The organism is Clostridium oceanicum (genome assembly GCF_039521385.1).
GTDB classification, from domain to species: Bacteria; Bacillota; Clostridia; order Clostridiales; family Clostridiaceae; genus Clostridium_F; species Clostridium_F oceanicum.
Map to the genome: position 1 here is coordinate 119,512 of NZ_BAAACG010000010.1, position 26,232 is coordinate 145,743.

Sequence of the window (26,232 nt, forward strand, 5' to 3'; positions counted from 1 at the left end):
TATCTCTTCCCCCTTTATTTAGAAGTTTCTGACTTTAATTTTGAAATCTCTTCGAATATATTTATTACACTGTACAAAGCAGTTAAACATCCACTTATAGGAACTATAACGTATATATAAGACATTTTGACTCCTAAAGATGCAGTTATTTGCATTGTTGTAAGCTTGGTAATTTGTGTTCCTCCATATATAAGAACAATTACTGCAAAGATAAGTATCATAAGTTCTGAAAAAATACTTAACATTACCGCTCCTTTCCCTTTAAAAAGATTTGCAACAAACTCCATTCTCATATGATCACGTTTTCCAAAAACTAAAGCAGAAGCAAGAAGTGCAAGCCATGTAAAGGAAAATGTAAGTAACTCTTCTGAAATTGTACTTGGAGAATTAAACACATATCTTGTTATAATCTGATAGGTTCCTAGGATTGTTATAAATGCAAATAATCCAATACAAATTACTTCTAAAATTTTATTTAAAGAATTTTTTAGAGCCTTCATATTATTTACCTCCCTTTACTGAATACTTTTTATTTACTTCTTGTATCTTGTCATAAATAGGTTTTAACTTTTTATTTTGAGACAACAGTTCTTTATGTAGTGGCATTACTTTTTCTTTAAATGGTTTTATGTCTGTCTCCCTAAACTTAACTCCCATTCCTTTTGCCTTTTTAATAGCTTCCTTAACTTGCTTGTCCCAATTTTCTCTTTCAACCTTTGTAGCTTCTTTAGCAGCTCCATCAAATACTTTTCTATCTTCAGTGCTTAAGCCTTCTAAAAATTTAACATTTGCTACTAATATATCTGGAACCATCTGATGCTGGTTATATACATAGTTTTTTGCAACTTCTCCATGTTTGTTATTTGTAAGTGCTAATTCATTATTTTCAGCACCGTCTATAACACCTTGCTGTATTGCTGTATAAACTTCTCCAAAACTCATAGGAGTAGCTGATGCCCCAAGTAGCTGCATCATTCTAACATTAACAGGACTTTGAATAACACGTATTTTCTTTGATTTTAAATCCTTTGGAGTTTTTATAGGAGTTTTAGCATAAAAGTTTCTTGTTCCTGCATCAAACCATGTAACTCCTTGGAATCCTGAAGCCTTTGTTGATTCATATATACCGTTAATTAATTTTTTATCTTCCATAACAGCATGATAAGCTTCAGTACTATCAAATAAATATGGTAAACTAAATATCTGATATATATTATCAAAAGTTTCAACATTTCCTGTACTTGTAAGTACATAGTCTATTGCACCGGTTTGAGTTAATTCTAAAGTTTTTACTGAAGGACCTAATAGTTCATTAGGGAATATTTGAACATCATATTTATCACCTAATCTTGATTCAACATATTTTTCAAAAGCTAAAAGTCCTAAATGATCTGGATGTTCCTGTGATTGACTGTGAGATATACGTACAATCCTCTTCTTTTCTACACTAGTACATCCTGTAAAAGAAAAAATCAAGGAACCTAAGGCAAGGATTATAATGGTTTTCTTCATGAATTTAAGCATAGTCATTTCTCCTTTTCATCTCAATATTTATAAACTGCAATCTTTTTATAATCATTTATCTATCCATAGTTTTTTTATTTTATATATTATTTTGTATTTTTTATATATTATTTGTACTTCCTTATTTGCACTATCCTATCTGTCTATGGTTTTTTTATCTCCCATAAAAGCTTCCAGTTGATTTAAATAGGGGTATCCTTCCATATCTCCTTTAACTAAAGTAGCCATAGCTCCTAGGGCATTTCCTAATTTGCCGCATTCAAAAAGGCTTAATTTTCTTAATATTCCGGATAAAAATCCTGCTGCAAAACCATCTCCTGCGCCTACAGTATCAACAGTACTTTTAATCTTGTATCCCTTTACATATGTATTATTATTTTTATCCGCTGCAAAGCATCCATCTGCTCCAAGTTTTACTGCAACAATTTTTGCTCCCATTTCTATAAACTTAGAAGCTATTTCTTTTTCATCTGAGCTTTCTAAAAGCATTTTCCCTTCATCTATTCCAGGAAAAATTATGTCTGACATGCTAGCTATTTTAAGAAGTACTGGCTTTGCTTTTTCAAGATCCCAAAGTTTTAATCTAATATTTGGATCAAAGGAAATAAGAATGCCATTTTCTTTTGCTACCTCTAAAACTTTAAACACAACATCTCTTGTGTCTTTAGATAGGGCTGGAGTTATTCCTGTAATGTGAATTATTTTAGCTTTTTTTATGTAATTTAAATCTAAGTCGTCTATGGTAAGAGTACTTGCAGCTGAATGTTTCCTGTAATAATACACATTAGGGTCTTCTCCATCAAATCTTTCTTTAAACAAAAGTCCTGTACTATAATCTTTAGTAAACTTAACTTTTGAAACGTCTACACCTTCGCCTCTAATAGTATTTCTAATATATCTTCCAAACTCATCATCACCTAGCTTTGAAAACCAAGCGGACTCATAGCCAAGCCTTGAAAGTGCTATGGCCACATTAGAATCTGCTCCTCCTATGGATCTATCAAAGCTATGGACGTATCTTAAAGGACCACTGTTTTGTGGACTAAAAACTATCATGGATTCTCCAAATGTTAATACTTCCATACTCTTTAACCTCCTTTTAAAGATTAGCTCTTGCTTTTTTTACTTCTTCTACAAACTTTTCTGCTGTTTTTGTAACTAAGTTATAATCTCCTGTTTTTGCTCCTTTAGTTAAATCTGAACCAGTTCCAACAGCTACAGCTCCTGCTTTTATCCAATCTTTTATATTGTCTAAATTAACTCCACCAGTTGGCATAAAGTTTCCTTGTGGAATTGGACCTTTAAAAGATTTTATAATGCTTGGACCATAAGCATTACCTGGGAATACCTTTAAAATTTCTGCACCATACTCTAGCGCCTCAACTGCTTCTTTAACTGTCATTATTCCAGGCATTACAGCTACTCTATATCTATTACATAGCTTAACAGTTTCTAAATCAAGATAAGGACTTACTATGTATTTTGCTCCTGCAAGAATACAAGCTCTTGCTGTTTCTGAATCTAAAACTGTACCTGCTCCTATTATTAAATCTTCATCTTTATAAATTTCAGATATTTCTTTTATAATATCTACAGCTCCTGGAACGGTCATAGTTATTTCTAATGCTTTTATTCCACCTTTTTTTACTGCATCAATAACTTTTATTCCTTCTTCTTTTGAATTAGCTCTTATTACAGCTACAACTCCACTTTCCATTATTTTTTCAATAGTTTCAATCCTTTTCATAGCTCCTCCTATTTATAACACTTATTGTTCACGTTAACAATAAGTGTTAAATTTTTAGGCGGCAAAATTATTTTAATTTTGCCACAGATTCTCTCTTAACAAGTTCTGTACTAACGTATATTTTTTCTCCACTGCTTCTTTTATTATTTATAATATCAAAAAGTCTTTCTACACCTTTTTGCCCTACTTCTTTAATAGGTCTTCTAACAGTTGTAATAGACGGTTCCATATATTCTCCAAATCTGTTATCATCAAAGCCCATAATTGAAATATCCTTTGGAACTATAAGCTGAGCCTCTGTTACAGCTTTCATAGCACCTATAGCCATTTCATCATTTGAGCAAAATACAGCAGTAGGTTTATTTTTAAGATTTAATAACTCTTTCATAGCCTTGTATCCACTTGAAGTAGTGTAATCTCCTTCTACCATATAATCACTGTTTATTCCTATATTGTTATCAATTAATGCATTTAAAAATCCTTCTTTTCTTTCAATTGTTGCATTAAAACCTTTTTTACCTTCTATTATTGCTATGTCTTTATGTCCCTTTTCTATAAGATAATTTACTGCCTTATAAGATCCTTTTTTATCTCCTGAAAGTATATTTACTATAGAACTATCATCTATATCTCTATTTAAAACAACTAAAGGTATCTTTTTATCCTTTGCATAATATATAAAAGAATTATCACTGCTGCTTTGACTCATAAGTATTATTCCATCAAAATTCTTACTATTTACAAAAGTAAAATCTTTATAATCATCAATTCCTCTAACTACTAAATTATAGTTATTTCCAATAGCACTATTAACTCCACTTACAGTTTCATAAAAAAAGTTAGGGGATGTAACTTTGCTTATAGTTGTGAAAAATAATCCTATATTATATGACCTATCAAGAACTAAGCTTTTAGCACTATAATTAGGTACATAATTTAACTCTTTTGCTATTTCTAATATTTTGCTCTTTGTTTCTTCATTTATAAAGGGACTATTATTTAATGCCCTAGATACAGTAGTATGAGAAACATTTGCAATCCTCGCTATATCTTTTATTGTGACTCCCATTTTCTACACTCCTAATTTCATAATAAATAATTATATCATACCATACCTTTAAGTACTTAACTACAAAATTTCGTTACTATAGAGGCTTTAATTATAATTTCTACTATTAGGAGTATTCCTTAAACACCTTAAATTTATAAGTAGTTTTTGTTCACGTTAACAATTTAAATCAAAATAATGATTTGCATTGTTAAAGCAAATTCCTTTAACTACTTCTCCTAAAAACTCTAGGTCATCTGGTATTTCACCATTACAAACCCACTCACCTATTAGATTACATAGTATTCTTCTGAAATATTCATGTCTTGTATAGGATGTAAAACTTCTTGAATCAGTAAGCATTCCTACAAATCTACTTAAAAGACCAGTGTTTGCTAAGACCTTCATTTGCTCTATCATGCCTTCCTTATTATCTAAGAACCACCAAGCAGAACCAAACTGCACTTTTCCTGGAATTTCTGTTCCTTGGAAGTTTCCAAGCATAGTAGAAAGCACATAATTGTCTTTAGGATTTAATGTGTAAAGTATTGTTTTTGGTAAAGAATTTTCTTTGTCTAGTGAATCTAATATTCTTGAAAGAGGATATGCTACTTTTTCATCATTAATAGAATCAAAGCCTGCATCCACCCCAATTTTATTAAACATTCTTGTATTATTATTTCTAAGAGCTCCTATATGAAGCTGCATTGCCCAACCTAATTTGGCATATAATTTTCCAAAGAATTTTAATGTGTAAGTTTGATATTTTATCTCTTCTTCTTTTGTTAAAGTTTCCTCTTTTAAAGCTTTATTAAATATAGCTTCTGCTTCTTCTTTTGAAGTTTCTATATAGCTTATACTATTGAACCCATGGTCTGCCACCTTGCATCCTACAGAGTTAAAAAATTCTATTCTCTCTTCTATTGCCTTTAAAAATTCATCGTAAGTTTTTATAGATTTATTACATATTTTAGATAGCTTGTCCACCCAAGGAAGAAAAGTATCTTTACATATATCAAGGCCTTTATCTGGTCTTACTGCTGGTAGTACCTTTACATTAAAACTTTCATCTTTTTTAAGTTTGATATGATACTCTAGAGTGTCTATTAAATCATCTGTAGTACATAGGGCTTTAACATTTGATTTAACAATTAAATCCTTTGCTCTAAAACCATCTTGTTGAAGCATTGCATTTACTTTTTCCCAAATTTCTGGAGCTGTTTTTTCATTTAAAACTTCCTGTATTCCAAAGTATCTTTGAAGTTCTAAATGAGTCCAGTGATATAGTGGATTTCCTATAGTCATAGGTACTGTTTTTGCCCAGGCCATAAACTTATCATAATCACTAGCATCTCCTGTAATGTATTTTTCAGCTATTCCATTGGTTCTCATAGCTCTCCATTTGTAATGATCACCATATAACCAAGCTTCAGTTATATTTTTAAATCTTTTGTTTTCAAAGATTTCCTTAGGACTTAAATGGCAATGATAATCTATAATGGGCATATCTTTTGCATAATCATGGTATAACTTTATTGCTACATCATTACTTAATAAAAAGTTTTCATCCATAAATTTTTTCACAGGTTTCACCTTATTTCTGTCAAATTATTATCATTGTTAACGTGAACAATCATTGATATTATTATAAATCAAAAATTCTAAAAATTCAATAGTAATTTTGATATTGTTTTCAGAAATTATAGATACGCTTTTAAAAAAGCATATATTACTAGAAATGCTCTTCACTTCATTAAGAAATCTTAATTTATTTTTTTAGATATATACTAAAAAATATTAACTCGCTAAGCTCAAACAAATATTTTTCTTAACATATATATCTTACTAGAAACCTCATCTTCATATGTTAGAATTGTTAATATAACTCCTTTTGAATTCGTTAAAGGAGTAAAATATCATAAAATACCTGCTTAAGCAACTTACACCAAATTAAAATTTAGGTAACTCAGATTCATCCTTCATCTGAGTAAGCGACTCACACCAAATTTTAATTTGGGTTCGCTACTTAAGAGTAAATTATATCTAAATTTCTATAATTTTTAGTTGCGAAACTTTTAACAACAATTTTTGTTTTATTTGTTAATTGCTAATTGCCTCTCTAATTTCTAGTTGCTTTTTCAGTTTTTCAACAATTCTAATCTTTTCATATCTTGTCTTATTGTAGCTTCTACCATTTTCTTTTGCTATATCTTTTATAGTTTTCTTTTCTATATAAAATCCATTTAAGATGTTTTTCTCTCTTTCAGTTAAAGTATCTATAGCTTTGTATATATCTTTAGTTTTTTCATAAGCTATAACTTCATCTTCTACAGTAAATTCATAAGGAAACTTATCATATTTTTCCTCTGGAATTTCACGATAGTGCTTTATCTCACCTTTTAGAAGTGCTTTGTAATTTTGCTTTATAGCCTTTATGCAGTAAAACTTAAAACTTTCACCGCTACCTTTATACATATTTGCCGCTTTCATAACTGATAAGTATCCATGCTGTACTAGATCCTCATAGTCATAGCATTTAACCCTATACCTTGAAGATTCTTTAAGTATAAGAGGAACAAAAGCTTCTATTATCTTTTCTATAGTCTTTTCGTCCCCTTCTCTGTATTTTTTCAAAAGTCTATACATAAAAATACCTCCTATTTTTAGATTGATAAAATCGTGTATTGCTAGAAAAACTCTTCGATTTGTTCATTGCTAATTGTTAATGTAACTCAGATTCATTCTTCATCTGAGTAAGTGATTCACACCAAATTACAAATTTGGGTTCTCTGCTTATGCGAAAAACCCCCAAGAGATTTGTCCCCTGAAGGTTTTTAGTAGCTTGAATTTTTAGTTAAATAATCTGTTTTTCTAGTAATACATCTTTTTACATCTTAATAATATCATGTATTTTTATGTACTTTCAATGGAGGTTTACTGTAGGTATACTGTATTTCTCATATGATGATTTCACTACTTTTGTTTCCACTCTGAATTTTTTCTAATTCTTGCATCTACAGCAATAATTGAACTTGTATCAATGTAAATTCTTCTTATATCTTTCATCATTATAATTACACAATCATCTTCTATCTTAATAGTAGTTCCTTTTCTCATAGATGTTCCTATATCCTTTTGTTTAGTTTTAAACATTACATCTTCAATATCTTCTCTTAATATTTTTTCTAGTGTTTCTTTTTTCATTAGTTTTCCTCCTTGGTACGATATACAATTGTTATTAAATTTTATGTGATAAGATTTTATATTAGAGTAAGGGCAAAATAACCTTTAAATGTTGTCTAAAATTCTGTATATACTCTTTGTTTCTATTCACTTATTAACTATTATCACTTCTAAATTTTTTTAAAAGCCTACTAAATATTTCATATCCTAAATCAACTCCATGATTACATATCTTAATAGCTAGCTTAGCATCCTTAGAATATATTTTTTTAACAATATCAGTAAATTCTATGCTAATATGATTTATTTTATCAATCATCATAAAAAGTATTTCACCAACATATTTAGCTTGTATACTATCAGTTATAAGTCTACTTCTGTTTTTTAATATACGATAATAATTATTTATACTTTTTACTTCTTTAATACATACACATATTTTGTTATAGATATTTTTATCAATAGCATTAACTACAGGCAAATAATTAATCATATCTTCTGCAATATCTTTAAATACTGACTCTTTAATTAACTCATCATATAATTTGTTCCAAATTTTTTCCGAATTTTTTTTATACTCAGCCGAATTGCTTTGATGTTTATAAAAATCAACGTCATTTATCATATTAAGAATTGAAGATATTTCTTTCTTTTTTCGTCTAAAAAGAACCAAATTAAAAATATTATTATTTTCTTCATCTTCAAAATCTATTATCTTATACAAAGTTATAAATTTAATATATATACCACGATAATCAACATTTTTATTATCATCATTAAATTCCTTACATTCATTAATCACATATTTATAAATACCACTAGTATGAAAGAATTTATGAATTTGTTTATATAATTCATTGTTTAAATATACATAACCTGTAATTGAAGCTATACTAAATCTATTATTGGGAGTAAAAAATAATTTTTTTAGATTTTCAAGAGTTCTATCAGCATTAAGATACATTAATGCATTTAATCTTGTTGCTACAATTGATCTTACTTTATAATTAATATCCTGTTCACTTAATCTTTCTTCTATATAATCTATAAGTTTCTCAGATATATTTTTGTTTCCATCAATTTCACATATTTTTAAAGCACAATCTATAATAATATCTATTCCATAGCTTTCAACTCCGCTAAAGCTCCTCGTATAAATTTTATCTATATCTTTATGTTCTTTCCAAGGCTTATGTTTTAAACACTCAATTAAAATATTGAATATTTCATTTAATTTCACAGTATCTGTTATACTATGTATATAATTATTTAGTATACTCAAGGTAATATTTATAGCATAAGTTACATCATCATTTATTTGTATTTTAGATAATCTTCCTATACACTTGATTGAAAAATCTAAAATAGAATCACCTAATAAACTATCTACTTTTGTTTTAATCATATTACATTTTTCAACAAAAATGCCTATCAATATTGGTGGCATTTTTATATAACATTCCAAAATGTACTCTTTTTTATCGATATGTTTTTCCAAATACTCAAATAGTTCCTCACCAGCGATAAATGAATCATATCTGTCTACCGTCTTGTCTTTAATATATTTACAAATATAATCATAAATTTCACTAGGTATTGTCTCATAAAATCCATCTGGGAAAAATGGTTTTTCTTTAGACCTATCAAGTCTTGATCCATTCATTTTTTCATTCAATTCTTCAAATGGATCACCCATATTATAGTATTCTTGTTCTTTATAATAATTTATAATACCACTAACTTCTGTATCAAATTCAGCTAAGAGCTCTAATACTTTTACCTTATATCCATTTATAACTTTATTACTATGTTTATCATTATTTTCGATTGAAAATTTTGTATTTTCAATCCATCCAATAAGTTTTTTCTTATTTTCGTTATCACTACAAATTTCTTCATTATTTTTCTTTAATAAATAATAGACTTGAGTATATATCTTATGGTCATTAAATGGATTTTTATCTAATTGAAAAAATATTTCATTAAAATCCTTATATTTCTCAGATATAATATAAATAGCCGCAATCTTATAAAATTCTCTTTCATCTGTAATCCATCTATTAATTACTTGATGTAACTCCTCCTTGTTTAACATTAATACAGAATAACGTAATAATTCAGTTAAAAATATATAATAGTCAATATCATTTGTATAATTTATAATATCTAAAACTTCCAATCTATTAAATGAATACGATTCATAATTATTCATATCAATTATTGATGTTATATATCTTTCTATAATTTCAACCATTATATGGGCATTGTTATTATTAATATTTGCCTTGATTAACTCAAGAACATCATTGAATCTATATTCTGCTACTATAGGCTTAATCTGTCCATTACTCGTACCTTCTTTTATATTATATCCTAAAATAAAATCATAAAAATATTTTTTAGAATCTATAGAAATTTTATTAAATATATTATTTTCTATTAAACCATCAATCCAAAGTATATTACTATCTAAATCGTATTTAATAGCTTTTCTAAAAAATTTGACTATTTTCTCAGTAATATATTTTCCAGGAAGATTAATAAATATAAACCACATTGAGTAAATAACTAACCAATTTTTCATTTTCTCTTCTTTATCACATATTTCATCTGAAATTTTTTCAAGTTGTTCATAAGCTATATCAAAAAATCTCTTATTAGTTTTATTCATTTTAATCAAATCCACAAAAACATACAACATATCCCAATATTGACCTCTATATCTACCATTATCAAGTCTAATAATATTAGGACATCTATCAATATTAAAATAATCCTTATTTATTAATTCCTCTATCCATAACATAAAATCTTTTGATTTTGGTAATTCATGCATAAATATATGTTCATTTTTTTTATTATTATTGATTAAATTAAAAATAATAATTTTATTTTGGTTTGAGTAATGCCTTATATTTTTTTCTATTTCGGAAAATTCATCTACAATCATAAATGTAGTATTTTTTATTTCTTTTACCCATTTTCTTATAATATTTATTTGTTGATTAAATCCTTTTTTATCCTTTGAATAGGGTATCAACTTTATACCTAATGTTTTATAATACTCCGCCATATGATTAGCATACTCTAATTCATAAGAAAAAAAGCCTTCAAGATAAAAATGCCTATCATTTACACCATTACTATTCTTACTTATTAAATAATCTAAAACTTCAAATTCATTTAATCCGTAACCTAAAAACAAAATTCTATAATTATCAAAAACAAATTGAAGAAATTTTTTAAATTTAGGATTGTTATAGGTTGATAAATACTGAGATGTTGTAAACACTAAGGAGTTTCTATCGTCTTTTCTCCCATGAATATGATAAATAAATGGTATCGTCTTTTTTTCAAGTACTGCTGATCTACAATCACTCACAGAAAAATATTTCACACTTTCTTCTTCATCGTTAAATAAAGCTTTTTCAAGTAACATATCTGCATTTGTTGTAAAATAAACACCTTTAAGTTTAGCTACCTGATTATATATATCAGAATTATTATTTCCATCAAGGTCTTTATTAAAAATCTTATAAAATTCCTCTAATTTATTCTCTTTTTTGTATTCTTCAAAAGCTATTGTGATAAGTTTTTTATTATCACTTATGCAACTTAATTGTTCTTTAGTTTTATAATCAATTAGATTATCTTCAGCTAATCCTTCTAATAAATCTTTAGCTAATTGGTTCCAACTTGAACAATTAGCCAACCTTGAAATTCCAGCCCCTAAAAAAATGGCTAATTCTTTTTTATTATATGCATCTCTTATTTCTTCTGGAAAATCAGGTATTTCTAATATTTGTTTAAATCTTTCCAATAATTTGTCTTCCTTTCCTATCAATAGTCAAATTTCTATAAATAAAGTTTTGTTGTTTATATTCTAATTTTTAAATATTTTAGCCCTTACATAAAAAGCTTATATAATACTAATCCACCATTATATAACTGCAAGAACTTTACATATTTATGTATATTTTAACATATCATTGTATATCATAACATACTTTTAAAATACAATTCTCCATATACTTAGCATCCATATAAAAATTTGAGTTAAGCTTTAAAAATATGCTAAATTAAGTTCTAATTTTAACATAAATACCAAAACTACTTTTTTTAAAAAAAATAAAAGCATTATTGTACATCTTACAATAATACTTTAATGTGTTAAAGATTCTGAAAGTTACTTTTACTTTTGACCATATACTTTTAACAATTTTGCTCTTTCTTTAATGACAAAAAGTCTCGATATTCATTACATATACTCCTTAATTTTGGGAAAGAATCTACTCCATGTATTCTATATATTCTTAATAATACTCTCCAATATTTTAAATGTGTTATATCTGCAATCCTAATAAATTTGAAAGATTATTCCCCATTATATTGTCTAAATCTTTTTCAGGTAATGATAATTGTTTTAGCCTCTTTTGTATCCTATTAATATTGTCAATTCCATAAGGAGTATCAGAACCTAAAATCAATTTTGTACTTGAAACTTCATTTATAGCCTTCTTGATTATTCTCATTGGATATAATTGAGGTGCAGATAAATCATAATATATATTAGAATTTTTGGTGTTCTTATTTATTTTTTCAAAACCAATCATATGTGCAACAATAAATGTGGTATTATTAAATTTATTTGCTACCTTAATAAACTGGAATACTTGTTTTTCTGATAATAAGTGTATAAATATTGGCATGTTTTTTTCTGTTGCCCACTTAATAATGTCAATGCTTTTCTCATCACAAATATCAAACCTATTCCAGCATTGATGCATTTTAATAATTCTAAAATTATACAATTTATAGAATTCATTAAGCTTTTCAAGACAATCTTCATCTTGGGGATTCACCCAGTAAGCATTTAATATCCTTTCTGGATATTGCATTGAAAGGTTATATACAAATCTGTTTTGCTCATCTATGTGATTAGCTACTCCACTCATTTTTGTTGCAAAGCAAATGATTTTATTAAAGAAATACCCCAAATTTGTACTTTTAAATGTATCTGATAACATTGGATAAGAATAATTTTTATCACTTTCTGGTTCTCCTGCACACAACAAAACCTTATCTATTCCATGGGAATCTAGATAACCTATTATGCTTTTGCCATTTAAATATGTGCCACAAGCATGTGCATGTCCATCTATAATCATAATTTATCCCTACCTTTTTATGATTTGTTAACTCTTTCAAGCCATTCGCTAACTAATGAATTAAACAAATCTTCCTGTTCTATCTGCAAATTGTGGCCTGCCATGTCTAGTATTGCAAAAGTGGCTCTTGGGTACTTTTCTAGAACATTCCAAGCATCTTTATAACCTACACAGGAATCTTGGCGTCCTAGTAACATAAGAGTAGGTTTATTAAATTCTTCATTTACCATAGCTTCATTGAATGAAAACTCATAACCATGCTTTTGAAAATTCTTCAAGAACTTACTATCTGCTAATTTGACTCCTGAAATTATTTCTTCTTTGTATCTTTTATATATTTTTTCATTTTGAACTACAGCCATAGAGGCAAAATCTTCAGCATCTTTTGAAGTTAATTTAGATAATAAATCCTTATCTTCTACTAAAACAACATGATTAGAAACATTTCTGTCCTTGCCTTCTGCTATTATGACGGGACAAATTAACAAAGCGCCATCTATTCTATTAGGCATTTTATAAATTAATCCTCTTGATAAGTAACCACCGTATGATTCTCCTGCAAGCAAGAAATTTTCATTTGGAATAACCTCATCTATAAATTCAATGAGTATATCAAGCATAATATCAGCATTTGTAATCCATGATTTAGCTTGTGACCTGCCCATTCCTGGCAAATCTATATATATTCTTTTATAATTATCTTCATTCTTAAAAATAGGTTCCATGGAAGCACTCATTAATCTATGATCTACAAAATAGCCATGCAACATAACAATCGGCTTCCCATCACCTATTATTTCATAGTTTATAGAGATATCTTTTATAGTACATTCCATACTTTTTCCTCCCTTTACGTGGTGCTATCTTTCCTTTAATTATTAGTAATACTACCTATAAAGATTAATGCAGGGGGATGAGGTTTCTTTATAAGACAAAACTTAATCATCGCCCTACATTACGCTCACCTATGTAATAAAATTTCTTATATAGATTATAAAGTTCTCATAGCAATCTAACATTTCCCTTTTGAAAATTCTATAGTTGAACGTCTTAATGAACTAGTTATAGCTACACATATAAGAATAATAAATGTAGGATTAACATTAAACCCTGAACTTACAAACACATTTTTCATAAATATACTAAAAGGAACAGCACATATTAAGCAAAAGATTAAACTTTTTACTGATTGATTGTTAGTTCCTATTAATTTGCTATCCAACTTTCTATATACAAATGCATATACTAAAACTGAAGCTAAAATTAAAATAGATTTATATGCTAAAGTTAAGTCCATAATCTCTCCTCCTCTTCTGTATTTCACTGTATAGATATACTTGTCTTATTAAGTTTTTCTAATTATACCACAAAATTACTATAAATTCATATTAAAATAAACTTAAGAAAATATGTATATTACTACTTATCTTCTTAAGCCTCTTGTTAGGATTTAATTTATTGTTTAAATTCTAATGATATGAATTAATCTATTTTAACAATAAACTTCCACTATCTTCTTATCTGCTAAATCTATAGAATTTTCTTCTTTATTTTCTGTGAAATTCTTGGATTTCCTTAAATCAAATATTAAAAGATATCCTTCCTTTAATCCATACTGATCTAAATATTTTCCTAATTGTATCAACCCTTTTTTATGATATTCTTGTCCTCTCCATATTTTAAGTTCTAGAATATACATTTTCTTATTATACGTTATTACTATATCAAATCTCTTTTCTTCTCCACCTTTTACTTCTTTAAATGCAAATCCAGTACCATTTATAATAGGAGCTAAAAATGCTAGAAAAACTAATCTTCCATCTTCCTCTAAAAAAGGATCTCTTCTTCTTGAATACTCATGTTTCATAAATTCTTGAAATTTTATTAATATTTTTTTGATATTTAAACTTCCATCTAAATTTAAATACATTTCTTTTTTATTATGAAATTCTAATTTTAGATTAGTTTCTATAAGAGAAGTCATGTAATTATATATTCTTTGTTCATATAATCTATTATTAATTTTAACTTTATCATTTGAATTTTTAAATATTCCATATATTATTCCCATAGTTATTAAAGGATTATCTTGATTATAAGTAATCTCATAACCATCTAATACTATTTTTCTTACTAATTCTTGAAGTTCTTTATTATTTTCTATATTCCCAATTAAACTATCAAAATTAGTATTACTCTCTTTTAAAATCTCCTTCACTGCTATTTCTAAATAAGCCTTTTCCCATTTCAAATTGTCTTTAGGCATTATTTTTTCATCTATTATTTTACAAAGTTTACTTACTAAAAAAGGGTATCCTGATGTATAAAAATAAAGCTTCTCTGCAAAATACTCTTTATCTAAATCTACTTTTTTATTTTCAGTATAATCATTTAACATAGTTTTTATCTCATCTATAGAAAAACTCATGTCCACATCAAAATCTGAAGCTATATTCCAAGGGCTATTATATTTATGTTCTTCATTGTCTCTAATCTTAAGTTTTAAAGTTTTTACATCGTGTACTCCTGCTAAAATCACACTATAAAATGTATAATCTCTTCCTTCATTTCTTAATAAATATTTATTTCTAAGCATACCTAAAAAACTTAAAAATAATTGATTGTTACTACTTTTATCCACTTCATCTATCATCAATACTATTTTTCTTTTAATCTTCATTATAAATTTAGTTATCACTCTTGATAAATCAATAAAGTTTTCAACATGATCCTTTTGTTCTTCTAAATATTCGGATATTTTTTCATCATTTATTAAAAAATAATCAGCCAATATCTGTAAAAACGCCTTAGAAAATTCTTGTTCTTTCTCAAAGACTAAATCTCCAATTCCTTCAAAGCTTATTTTTATAGGCAAATATTCCTTCATACTACTCAATTTTTCTGTTAATAAATACAATGTAGTTGTTTTTCCATATTGTCTTGGTCTATTTATAATAAAATATTCTTCATTATCTACAAGTTTTAATATGCTATTTAATTTATCAGATACATCTACCATATAATGTTTTTCTGGTATACAGGTTCCAGTTACATTAAATTTTTTCATATAACTTTCACTCTCCTCACACTATTATATTACCATAGAACAGAGTATTAAAACAGAAAGTTGGGAAATATCTATTTGTCTTTATATTATTCTATAAAAATAAACCTATCTTAAAAATTTAATTCTTAAGATAGGTAATTAATTTTTCTTTATAATTCATATGCCTATTTAAATACTTAGTTAAGTTGCTTTTTAATTTCTTTTATTTCTTCAATACTTTTTCCTGTTATACTTGAAATTAAATCTAATGTTAATCCATTCTCTAAAGAATTTCTAATTAGTTCAATATCTCTTTTTTGTATTCCTATTTTTTCCCCTTCTTTTCTTGCTCCATTTATCATATTAGCTCTTTCATGTAGTGATTTCTCTCTAGCTTTATAAATTTCTATTGTTTCTTTATCGCTGCTTAGATATTCAAGCCTTTTTTCTGCTCTTTTTATATCTTTATCCATCTCCATCAACTCCTTTAATTTTTCTTCAGGATGATTAAAGGTATCTCAGATTCATTTTTTCATCTGAATAAGCGATCCACGCCAAATTATAAATTTGGGTTCTCTGCTTAAGATTTAGACTCACTGCTTAAATAGATGTTATATTAAACTGGAAAACCAAAAACAATGATAATTTTTAGTTTTATTTAAATACATCACATGTTCATATTCAACCATAGTTAAATACCATTACTTTAAATCAATAATAGCACTTAGGTATTGATTTAACAAGCTTTTCCAAATATTTTCATGCTGATTTTTAACATTATAATAGAATATTCAGTATTTATTTAAAACCAATATTATACGCACTACACAGCATGTTCACCTCTACTCACGGTTTGGGTAATTAAAAATACTCTGTTATTGTATATCAAGTTTTTCATACAATATGGATAATAAGAAGCTTAGTATTTTCAAGTTATCAAACTAACTAGTCCAATAATCTAATTTTTGTATACTATCTTTCAGATTTTTAATGATTTCTTTCTTTCCAAATTTACTACGTAAATATTTAATAATTGATTTTCTTACACAATCTCTCAAAAACAGTATATCTTGATTTATAATTTTTGAACAATCTCCATCATGTACGAATTCAGACCTTTTCTTATATTGGTCAAGTAAGTTCTTATAACAAATTAATCGTTCTTTTTTACTTTCATATAAAAATACAGAACATCGTTTTGCCAATTTTTCTTTTTTTGCCTTTTCCCTACCTAGAAATAAAATCTCAAGACATGTAATTAACAAAGTAATCGAAATAAAATTCTCTTGATGATAAGATAAATCATAATATCTATGACAATTATTCAATAAATCATCTGATAACGGAAACTTCATAGAAGAAATATTTTTATTTAGTTTGTCGATTTCCTCATCATTACAATGAAAACCAGATATTGGATTTGTTACCATAGCTTCATTAATTGGAATAATGTTTTTAAATTCAGTTTCACCCTTCATTTTTATAGATAGATTTGTAAAACAAATAGGACTTTCAACAAACAGACGAATAGCTCTTATTTTATCATCAAGGTATTTAAGCACCTCATCACTCATTTTTGCAGTATACTCTTCAGCTTCTGTTTCATTCAAAGAAATTGTATCTGATTTAAAGACACATATTACATTAAGATTTTCGTTTATTTTTGCAGTTTCATAATCTTGACGTAATGCCATTACATCGGTTTCAAAAATTTCATCCAATTGATTTTTTGAGGGAATTAATGACATTAGCCTAAATTCAAACCCATTGTCGAGATTAACATTAAGTAAAGTTTTATCTACATTAAAAATCACTGCACATATTGTTACTGTATACCTTTGCTTATTATCCATAATTGTAATCCTCCTAATCTTATCATCTTTACGCTATTAAGTATGCTTTCAGGTGAAAATAACACCTGTATCGTGGTAAACAGACTCCCAGCTCAAGTCCCCACTGTCCACCAGCATCAACATTGTGCAAAAATAAAATTTAACTTTTATACAATAACTACATCCTGTTTTGTAAATATACTAATTTCACGTAAATACTTATTAACCTCTTTATTTCCTTATAATACACAGCTTTGATTTACATAACTGTAAAACTAAGCATTAAAAATTAATAACTGAACTTAATTTAATATTTCAATAAACTTTAATTAGTTCTTCTATAATTTCAAATGAATCCATACCATCATTAGCTAATTCATCTATCTTCTCTACATATTCATCAAAAGTCAATTGTCCTACTCTTATCTTTTTCTTAGTTTTTCTAAATATTTCAAAAAATTGTTCTGGAGATACAGGTATTGTAAGAATCTTATCAAAAAGATTAATCGTATCTCTGGAATGATTATCACATAATCTATAATTCCGACTAAATATGTATAAAGAATAAAATAATTCACATGCTTTATATAAATCAATTTGGCATACTGTTTTTATGATTTCTACTGATTTTACCCCTTCTTCCATATCATTGATATTTATTTTTCTAAAAGCAAATGCTCTAATTGCTTCAGCTTTTTCAATAGGACCTAATTGATTACCTAGTGTTGATTTATTAGCTATATTCTTAACCTCTTTATATATTTCATCATAATTATGCCTAATAGATAAATAGTTTGCAGCTTGAACCAATATACTCTCTTGTTTAATACTTAAACTAATACTCCCAATTATAAAAATCATTAAAGTAAAGACTAAGTAAAATACTATAAATAACTTAAAGTTAGCTTGTTCCCAATCAACACTAAATACAGTTAATATACCTAACATAAAAGTCAACATCGTTTCAGATATACTTTTATTTTTTACATAAATTGCAATAGAAACTATAAGTATTAATAAACACAATATGAATTGTTTATATTCAACTGTATTAAAATACATATTAATTATCCAATATACTCCAGCAATAAAACCAAAAAACAAAATTGGCATCTTTCTAAACAAATCCTTTATTACATTACCTAAAGCTTTTATAGCTTCATTAAGAGAATTACTTCTATTACCACTCATAATTATCTCCTTTTTCATTATAAATTTTATTTAACTTCTTAATGCCATACCCCTATCTAACAAACTATTTATAGAATTTGAGTAAATATACAGGCATTACGAAAAATTTAATAAACTATTTCATTCCCCCCCTATATACCCCTAATCTAAATTTCTAGTGTTCCCCTAATAGGTATAGACATAACTTGTCCAATTATATAAATACTAGGAAATTTATTCTATGTTAAATTTATAAATACGTTCAAATAAATTGAAATTCCTTGTTTCAAAATATGAATATGAATGGTTTTTAATATTTTCGTTTATCAAATGTCTACTTCCCAATTTTAAGAACTCATTTTGAGCATCTGCACTCCAATGTCGCCAAAGAATAGGTGCTACAGTCATATTTTCACAATTAAGAGTAAGCAAATTATTCAGATATTTAAGTACATATCTGGTTGGTACAATTTTTAACTGTTCTTTGAGAAATCCATATAGTGAGTTATCTTCCTTAAACCATGAAAAAATAATTTGAGTCCGTTGTTCTTGCGGAATTATAGAAATATAAACCATAGGTAAATCATATTTGGCATGTTCTATTCTATTTCCCAATATATCAAACATCAAATCAAAACACGTTGAAGCTGCAAAATAAACTCTATAATCTAATGTTAAATATATACTTTCAAGGCAATCATATTTATTGGTTAATATAGAATCGTCAAATTTCTTTTTAATCCCTTCTAATGCAGGTATTGACTTTTTCATCTCCCCATTCATAAAAACTGCATATGGATTGAAATTAATATCATATTTTTTCTTTAACTTAGTAAAACAATCTAACTCACGAACAACTTTATAGTATGTTGCTGCAAAATTTCTATATGCATATAGAAAAAAAGTATATTCGTCAAGATATACATCTCTTTTATCAATATCATAAAACATTCCATCATGTTTTGAACAAAAACAATAAAACTTAGTTGCCTTAGATTCAACTCCCATAGATTTCATTCTAAATTCATTTGTTACCCCGTAAACAACTGGCATAAGCACTTCTCCACGTTCTGCAATTAAATTTAAGACAGCTTTTTGTGAAATAGAATGCGCATGACTTTTTATATAAGAACATTCATCACTCTTTGGGTGTAAACATATCTTTCGATATTTTCTTCGTAAATCATCTAGATATAGCATAAATTTCTTATGAATAACTTGATTTTCATTTGGATTTATTTTTCCTTTACAACAATTTACATACTTTTTCCCACTTCCACATAAACAACGATCAGTAATTTTTTCAAATATCTCCTTCATACTTTTTAATCTCCCTAACCATCTCCAAGAAACTACAATTGCCCTCTACATATTCCCAATATACCATCATACGTAAACGAGATTTATCAATATTCGTTGCTGTACATTTTTGAGGACCAATAATAAATTCTTCAATTTCACATAATTGAAAAGTAATGTTTTCTACTATTTCTTCTGGTATCTTTTTATACATATTTTTACAGGAAACAACATTGTTTCTGATATTATCTAAAATGCCTTTTACATGATTAAGATCAGTAATATCCTTGGCATAAATCATATAAACACCACCTAAATCATTAGTATAGTTAGTTACCAAATTATTAATAGTTATAATATTCTCGTGTTCACAACGTTACTCAATCTTAGAAAGATAGATTCATGTGCTAACAAAAGTTAATAACCCACTAGCTTAGTTTTAACTTGATAGTAGGACCACTTACACTCACTCTTACAAATATCAACATCTTTTCGTAACCATTTTAAATACCTCAATAAGCATTCATATTCATTTATTCTATTCCTACTACTTTTGGTAAAATCATATTTTTCCTCATATGATTTAATTATTTCCTTTATTTTCTCAATTCTATCATCATTTCCATGTCCAATAATCAATTCTTAATCATCATCTTCCATACACTCCCCATGTAGATAATGAATCCTATGCTCTGAAATATTGTAAATTTTTTGAAGCGTATGAGTGTAGTTAAACACAAGAAAATAGTCCTCTTGTCCAAAATCAATTTTACTTGTTCCTTTATTCATAAATGAATTTATTATATGATAATTTACTTTTTTATCCAAAGTATTTTTAACCCACCTAATTAAATGTTCTACCAGATTATTAGCAGCGAAATCTTCATTCATTTCAATATCAATAGGCTCCGGGTTCTCTAGTCTTAAATCATCTTCATGTGTATCTAAAATAAAATCTTCGTTTGCATCACCAAGATGCTTTTCGAAATATCTTCTAGTATATAATAAAATTCAATATCAGGATATGCTTGATATATATTTCTATATTTCAAATCATATATTTTACCTATTTCTTCATAAAATTCTGGATTATTGTCTATTAAATAACATCCAAAATAATAATAACTACTAGGTAATCCATAAACAAATCAAAACCATTCTCAATAATATTTAAATACATACTGTAACATCACTCTTTTTTTAATAAGCTAGAATCACTTTTAATTTTTATAATGTAACATTATATACATAATGTTACATTATAAAAACATAACATAGTAATCATACCATAATATACCTGATCTTATTTATCACTATATGGTTTCAAAAATACATCTAAGATACATTTAATTATGTAAGACATTTTTTAACATCTTAAATAATTAACCTTAACATAGTAAAATAACAAACAAAACAAGTCTAAAAAATGAAATAGACTCGTCAATATTTTTCTGAGCTATCCTGTTTTGCAATAATTTTTTATAATATTATTTTATAAACACTGAAAGGCGTGTCCTCTACTATTCATGGAGTTAGATTCTCCCAAATACTCTGTTATTATATTGCAAGGTTTTCATATAACATGCATAATAAATCTCCTCAATTTAAGTAAAGATATATACCAATAACGCAACAGGCCTATATTTAAGTTCCTGTTAATTTAAATAATATATCACTATTTTTAGAAATAATAATTTCAAAGTATTCATTGCTATCTTGTAATCTATATATTTCATTTTCTATAAGCTTTCTAAGAATAATAACTTCACATAGATATCTACTCACATCAAAATCTATCTTACCTTTAAAATTTTCTTCTAAATATTGGCGAACATATATTTTAAAATCACACTTTAAGAATTTAATGGACGTGTGCATATCATTTTCATAGTAACACTTTAGTGATTTAATGACATTATTAACATCAACTAGTATTTCTTTATAATATTTATCAAGTATAAACCTATGAAATAACTTATCTTGAGTGTATGGATCCTTTAAAAACTCTAAATCTAAACTCTTCCTAATTCTCTTTAACTTTATTGTTTCTACTAATAACAATATTGGAAATATTAAATAAATACAATTAACAACACCTTCGTTTATATTCTTAAAAATCTCTGCAGTTTTTATAAGTTTCATAGCTATTGTATCCGATGAAAACCCAAACACAGTTAATAAAAAGGTAACCATTGTTGATAAAGAAAATGTACAAATTTTCCTATCAAAGTCTGACTTTATAACATCAATTTTAGCAATTAATAAACTTTCGAAATGTATTAACCTTTCATTATTAACTATATAATCAAAATATGATTTACAATCTATATTATTGTCACTAATTCTATTCATTAGTCCCCTCCAGTATAAATTCTATTATTGTTTATTCATCTTGTTTTTCAAACATCCATAGATTTAATACTTATATATAACTATTAAATCTATTAGTAGATAACATGTATAATTATATAACTAGCAATACTTGAACAAGTACACCATTTAATACCTACAACAATACTTCTGAAGAAAAAGACTATTTAGTTTTTATTAATATCTATAATTTAATAAATAAAAATAGAATACTGAAAAATACATAAAACTAAAGTACTAACCTATACTAGCACCTTTAGTATCATATTGTAATATTTTACGATTTTATTATATTTTCTTAGTACACTATTCTTTTATATTACAAGGTAAAAAACACCATAATATTTAATTTCCAATAATACATTGTTTCTTTTATTATTTATCTATAAATAGACTTAGCTATATGGTATAAGTTCCATTTTATATTTGTGTTTGGAAAATTCCATTGTATATATCCGAATTTCCTTACCTTTTTCTTCAACATCAATACAAAAACTTAAATCAAAAGGATGATTAAATACTGATAATCTGAACGCTAAATTATATCTTCAGAAAAGCTTTTAAATTAGCTATATCGGTGAATTTAATTTCTTTCACACTATCAAGAATTTTTTTTGTTTTCAATTTTCTTTTCAGTGACTTAATATTATATTTTGATTTACATTCACCTGTTATTAATTCTATTAGTTCTCTAATTTTAGAATAATTTTTATCAAATTTTTTTTCTAAATCAATTTTAAATGATTCCTCAAAATGTATTTGACCATCATAATAATTTGCAAAAATTAATTCTATATGATCTTTATCTTTATATATTTTATCATGTAATTGCTTAAACTCATTTTTTATACTAACAAAAGCTTCTAAATCAAAATAAACTCTGTTTTTATTTCCCTTAAAATCAAGAATTGTCTTTGTTGAACTTTGTTCATCTGGGCACAAATACGCTCCATATCCTGCCCAAAAAATATCTAGATATTTACCAGTATTTAAATTCCAATATTGATAACAATCTGATACTAAATTCTTAGCCATCCTAGTACCATATCTTGCCAATATAATTCCCACTATACGTCTTTCGTCATAGTCATATTTCTTACGTACATTCTCTTTTAATAAATCAATTGATAATGCTACTTCCATTTACTTCCCCCCATATTCACCTTATAGTATTCAATTTTGCATTTTATATAACACAATAACCAAAATTTCACTTTATTTACATCATTAAGTCTCTCAAATATGTAATTATTATATCATAAATTACTACTACAACGTAATATTTTACAATTTATACAATTATTTTGAATACGATTATTGTAATTTAAAAAATAAAAAAAGTCCTCACATCATGTGATACCATACTTCCAAAGTAAACAGCTTAATTAATTAACATTAAAATATCTATTTTGTATGAATATATAAAAAAACTACTTTAAAGCCTCTTGAATAAAACTCTAAAGTAGTATTATAATTCATATATAGATTAATCAATAAATCTACCAAATTTCTAAAAGCCACTATATATTTTTTATTTCCTGTTCTTTTAATGAATCAATATATTCTTTGGCTTCAACTAAGCCTGCTCCAGTAGCTATTCTATATTTTTTAACTGCTTCAATCCTTTTTCCTTCTAAAAGAAGGCCTTTTAATTGATCGGTTATTGTATCTTCAACTCCAACTTGTTTAGCAATTTTATTTAAATTTGCATTTATACGTGCAATATCACTTTGCATCTGTTTAATACTAGCTACTATAATCATTAAAAATCCTACCACTGCAAGACCTAAAATAACTTTATAATTCATAATTTTACCCCTTTCAAGTCATGATAGTTTCCCATTTATAATCTAAATATTAATAATTATAGCATATAATTCTAGCTACTTTATAAAATTTAAAATAATGTTAAACAAGTCACCCCATATTTCTCTATTAAAAAACATATGCCCTGCACCTTCTAATATACTTAACTTTGAATTAGATATAGATTTATGTAGCAATTTAACGTTTGTAGAGTTTGATGCTAGATAGTCCTTCCCCCTATAAATAACTAATTATTCTTATTACTTATTTCATTTAGGTAATCTATAACCGGTTTTTCTGCTTCTACTCGTTTAACAAAATCTTCAGTTATAAAGTGTTCTCTTAATTCTAAATACATTTGTATTATTACATTCAATGATTTTATGCAGCTTTCAGCATCATATGATGCTATAGTTTCTTTTAATAAATCTACAGTATTTGGAGCATAGAATTCTATTTTTCTTACGCCCTTTGGTAATTTACCATTTTTCATCAATATCAATGGACCTATTACCATTTGTCTTAATGATGATATACAATCTATAGCTTCAAAGATTTCACCTCGACCGATTTTAGTTGCTCCGTAATGAATCCATACCCAAAATCTATCTTCCATCCATTGTAAACTTGGAGCTGGAAATTTTGCACTATCTGATTTTATAGCCTCTGATATACAATTGTTTCTTTCCCATAAGATACATGGATCTTCAACTCTTTGTGCTATATCCTTTAAGGATACAAACTTCAAATCAACATGTAACAATTCTGGACCATATAAACATATTAATAGTCTTGGCTCACCAACATGATAACCAATAAAAGCTGACAACAATGTACCTAACTTTTCTGCAATTTCCTGTCTTTCATTCATTACTTCTTCATAAAATTTATCATCTATTCCGATAACAAGGTCAATATCTGAGTATTCATCCATTTCATTTGTAATATATGACCCTCCTGTTGCAACTCCTACAATCCTCATATCATTTTTTAATACTTTTATTGTGTTATCTATAAAACTTTTATGATTTTTTGGTATCATATAAAGCATCTCCTTTTTCCAACAAACCATATTTTAAAAGTAAATATTACTATAATATACCACATCTTAAAATATAACTCAATGGGTAATTGGAACCTATTAATTAAAGCAATTCTCACTTTTATAGGACTATGTATTAAACTATAATGAAAATTGCATCAAAATAAAAAAGCACTAGCAGTTAGAATCTTTCTAACTGCTAGTGCTTCAGTTCTTTATATTATTCTCTATTATATTGTTTGAATCTTTTTCAAGTAATAATAATTGTTTTAGTCTTTTTTGTATCTCATTAATATGACTTATTTTAATATACCTGTTTTTCTCCAAAAACGTGTAACAATAAATAATGCTAATAGGGAACCAATAAATAATATCACTTTTTTTATATCATTCGTAGTATTTAATGCAAAATATAAAAAGCTACACATTACACCTATATAAAACAAATTTACTAGAGCTATAATAACTACTTTAATAGCTTTTGGTATGCTTTCTTTTCCTATATATTCAATGCATAAATCAATATTTAAAACAAAACTTACTAGTATATCTAAAAAAAACTCTACAAACATTTTATAATTATTCCTCTCTATACTTTAAACTTATCATTAGTGGTATTTACATTCTCATTCTATGAATCATTTTAAATATACTATAGTCATTTAAATGATTTAATTACATCTATATATATTGATAAAACTTAGTTTTAAAAGTATATATACAAATTCTTGGATAAATTAAATAGATATTAATTTACTTTATATTATTATTATAAACATATAAAATTAATAAAGTCTTAATCAAACCTTTAGATATTATTAATCTTAGTAATTTTAAAGCTATATAAACAATCCCCTCCAAATTATCTTAATTTCATATTAACTTATTTCAATTAATATTGTCCACTCTAATTGGGGGGCCTATAGGCTGTTAATTGTTATCTCCTGTTTTTATCCATTATTGGTTTACTATTCTTGTTTCCCTGTTTACTTTTTAT

24 protein-coding genes are annotated in these 26,232 nt (G+C 26.4%); all 24 read right to left on the reverse strand.

Features of this window, described 5'->3' with window-relative positions:
- Nucleotides 1–14: 14 nt before the first annotated feature.
- The 24 genes from ABDZ71_RS11030 to ABDZ71_RS11145 all read right to left on the reverse strand — a co-directional run bounded on the left by ABDZ71_RS11030 (nucleotide 15) and on the right by ABDZ71_RS11145 (nucleotide 25,807).
- Nucleotides 15–500: a TRAP transporter small permease gene (locus ABDZ71_RS11030; RefSeq protein ID WP_343761634.1), complete on the reverse strand. Its 486-nt coding sequence runs from the start codon at nucleotides 498–500 to the stop codon at nucleotides 15–17.
- 1 nt (nucleotide 501) lies between these two features.
- Nucleotides 502–1,524 carry a TRAP transporter substrate-binding protein gene (locus ABDZ71_RS11035; protein WP_343761635.1) on the reverse strand — a complete coding sequence of 341 codons (1,023 nt, stop codon included), beginning with the start codon at nucleotides 1,522–1,524 and terminating at the stop codon, nucleotides 502–504.
- A gap of 135 nt (nucleotides 1,525–1,659) precedes the next feature.
- Nucleotides 1,660–2,607, reverse strand: coding sequence for a sugar kinase (locus ABDZ71_RS11040; protein ID WP_343761636.1), 948 nt, complete (start codon nucleotides 2,605–2,607; stop codon nucleotides 1,660–1,662).
- Between the two features lie 16 nt (nucleotides 2,608–2,623).
- A complete protein-coding gene (locus tag ABDZ71_RS11045) occupies nucleotides 2,624–3,271 on the reverse strand; it encodes a bifunctional 4-hydroxy-2-oxoglutarate aldolase/2-dehydro-3-deoxy-phosphogluconate aldolase (protein ID WP_343761637.1) in 648 nt (215 codons plus the stop codon).
- Nucleotides 3,272–3,338: 67 nt separating this feature from the next.
- A complete protein-coding gene (locus ABDZ71_RS11050) occupies nucleotides 3,339–4,340 on the reverse strand; it encodes a LacI family DNA-binding transcriptional regulator (RefSeq protein WP_343761639.1) in 1,002 nt (333 codons plus the stop codon).
- Nucleotides 4,341–4,496: 156 nt separating this feature from the next.
- Nucleotides 4,497–5,903 (reverse strand): glucuronate isomerase, encoded by a 1,407-nt coding sequence (uxaC, locus tag ABDZ71_RS11055; protein WP_343761640.1) that lies wholly within the window; start codon nucleotides 5,901–5,903, stop codon nucleotides 4,497–4,499.
- Between the two features lie 516 nt (nucleotides 5,904–6,419).
- On the reverse strand, nucleotides 6,420–6,965 hold the full coding sequence (locus ABDZ71_RS11060) for a sigma-70 family RNA polymerase sigma factor (RefSeq protein WP_343761641.1): 546 nt from the start codon (nucleotides 6,963–6,965) through the stop codon (nucleotides 6,420–6,422).
- 327 nt (nucleotides 6,966–7,292) lie between these two features.
- On the reverse strand, nucleotides 7,293–7,523 hold the full coding sequence (locus ABDZ71_RS11065) for a hypothetical protein (protein ID WP_343761642.1): 231 nt from the start codon (nucleotides 7,521–7,523) through the stop codon (nucleotides 7,293–7,295).
- 133 nt (nucleotides 7,524–7,656) lie between these two features.
- Nucleotides 7,657–11,322: an SIR2 family protein gene (locus ABDZ71_RS11070; RefSeq protein ID WP_343761643.1), complete on the reverse strand. Its 3,666-nt coding sequence runs from the start codon at nucleotides 11,320–11,322 to the stop codon at nucleotides 7,657–7,659.
- Nucleotides 11,323–11,845: 523 nt separating this feature from the next.
- Nucleotides 11,846–12,670: an amidohydrolase family protein gene (locus ABDZ71_RS11075; RefSeq protein WP_343761644.1), complete on the reverse strand. Its 825-nt coding sequence runs from the start codon at nucleotides 12,668–12,670 to the stop codon at nucleotides 11,846–11,848.
- A gap of 17 nt (nucleotides 12,671–12,687) precedes the next feature.
- On the reverse strand, nucleotides 12,688–13,506 hold the full coding sequence (locus tag ABDZ71_RS11080; protein ID WP_343761645.1) for an alpha/beta fold hydrolase: 819 nt from the start codon (nucleotides 13,504–13,506) through the stop codon (nucleotides 12,688–12,690).
- Between the two features lie 176 nt (nucleotides 13,507–13,682).
- The gene (locus ABDZ71_RS11085; RefSeq protein WP_343761646.1) at nucleotides 13,683–13,967 is read right to left on the reverse strand and encodes a hypothetical protein; all 285 of its coding nucleotides are present in this window, start codon (nucleotides 13,965–13,967) and stop codon (nucleotides 13,683–13,685) included.
- A 195-nt stretch (nucleotides 13,968–14,162) separates the two neighbouring features.
- The gene (locus ABDZ71_RS11090; protein ID WP_343761648.1) at nucleotides 14,163–15,737 is read right to left on the reverse strand and encodes a P-loop NTPase family protein; all 1,575 of its coding nucleotides are present in this window, start codon (nucleotides 15,735–15,737) and stop codon (nucleotides 14,163–14,165) included.
- Nucleotides 15,738–15,913: 176 nt separating this feature from the next.
- Complete coding sequence (locus tag ABDZ71_RS11095) at nucleotides 15,914–16,189, reverse strand: hypothetical protein (protein WP_343761649.1); 276 nt, start codon at nucleotides 16,187–16,189, stop codon at nucleotides 15,914–15,916.
- A gap of 468 nt (nucleotides 16,190–16,657) precedes the next feature.
- Nucleotides 16,658–17,569 (reverse strand): hypothetical protein, encoded by a 912-nt coding sequence (locus tag ABDZ71_RS11100; RefSeq protein ID WP_343761650.1) that lies wholly within the window; start codon nucleotides 17,567–17,569, stop codon nucleotides 16,658–16,660.
- Nucleotides 17,570–17,863: 294 nt separating this feature from the next.
- Nucleotides 17,864–18,739 (reverse strand): hypothetical protein, encoded by an 876-nt coding sequence (locus ABDZ71_RS11105; RefSeq protein WP_343761651.1) that lies wholly within the window; start codon nucleotides 18,737–18,739, stop codon nucleotides 17,864–17,866.
- A gap of 213 nt (nucleotides 18,740–18,952) precedes the next feature.
- Nucleotides 18,953–20,038, reverse strand: a complete 1,086-nt coding sequence (locus ABDZ71_RS11110) for an SEC-C domain-containing protein (RefSeq protein ID WP_343761652.1) — start codon at nucleotides 20,036–20,038, stop codon at nucleotides 18,953–18,955.
- Complete coding sequence (locus tag ABDZ71_RS11115; RefSeq protein ID WP_343761653.1) at nucleotides 20,022–20,318, reverse strand: hypothetical protein; 297 nt, start codon at nucleotides 20,316–20,318, stop codon at nucleotides 20,022–20,024. The genes ABDZ71_RS11110 and ABDZ71_RS11115 overlap by 17 nt, the downstream gene beginning before the upstream one ends.
- A gap of 341 nt (nucleotides 20,319–20,659) precedes the next feature.
- Nucleotides 20,660–21,028 carry an AbiH family protein gene (locus ABDZ71_RS11120; RefSeq protein WP_343762426.1) on the reverse strand — a complete coding sequence of 123 codons (369 nt, stop codon included), beginning with the start codon at nucleotides 21,026–21,028 and terminating at the stop codon, nucleotides 20,660–20,662.
- A gap of 633 nt (nucleotides 21,029–21,661) precedes the next feature.
- Nucleotides 21,662–22,369 carry a hypothetical protein gene (locus tag ABDZ71_RS11125; RefSeq protein ID WP_343761654.1) on the reverse strand — a complete coding sequence of 236 codons (708 nt, stop codon included), beginning with the start codon at nucleotides 22,367–22,369 and terminating at the stop codon, nucleotides 21,662–21,664.
- A gap of 558 nt (nucleotides 22,370–22,927) precedes the next feature.
- Nucleotides 22,928–23,530, reverse strand: coding sequence for a hypothetical protein (locus tag ABDZ71_RS11130; RefSeq protein WP_343761655.1), 603 nt, complete (start codon nucleotides 23,528–23,530; stop codon nucleotides 22,928–22,930).
- 377 nt (nucleotides 23,531–23,907) lie between these two features.
- Entirely contained in the window at nucleotides 23,908–24,195 is a 288-nt protein-coding gene (locus tag ABDZ71_RS11135; protein ID WP_343761656.1) for a 50S ribosomal protein L7/L12, read from the reverse strand.
- A gap of 245 nt (nucleotides 24,196–24,440) precedes the next feature.
- Nucleotides 24,441–25,235, reverse strand: coding sequence for a nucleotidyltransferase domain-containing protein (locus tag ABDZ71_RS11140; RefSeq protein ID WP_343761657.1), 795 nt, complete (start codon nucleotides 25,233–25,235; stop codon nucleotides 24,441–24,443).
- Nucleotides 25,236–25,534: 299 nt separating this feature from the next.
- Nucleotides 25,535–25,807 (reverse strand): hypothetical protein, encoded by a 273-nt coding sequence (locus tag ABDZ71_RS11145; protein ID WP_343761658.1) that lies wholly within the window; start codon nucleotides 25,805–25,807, stop codon nucleotides 25,535–25,537.
- Between the last annotated feature and the right edge of the window lie 425 nt (nucleotides 25,808–26,232).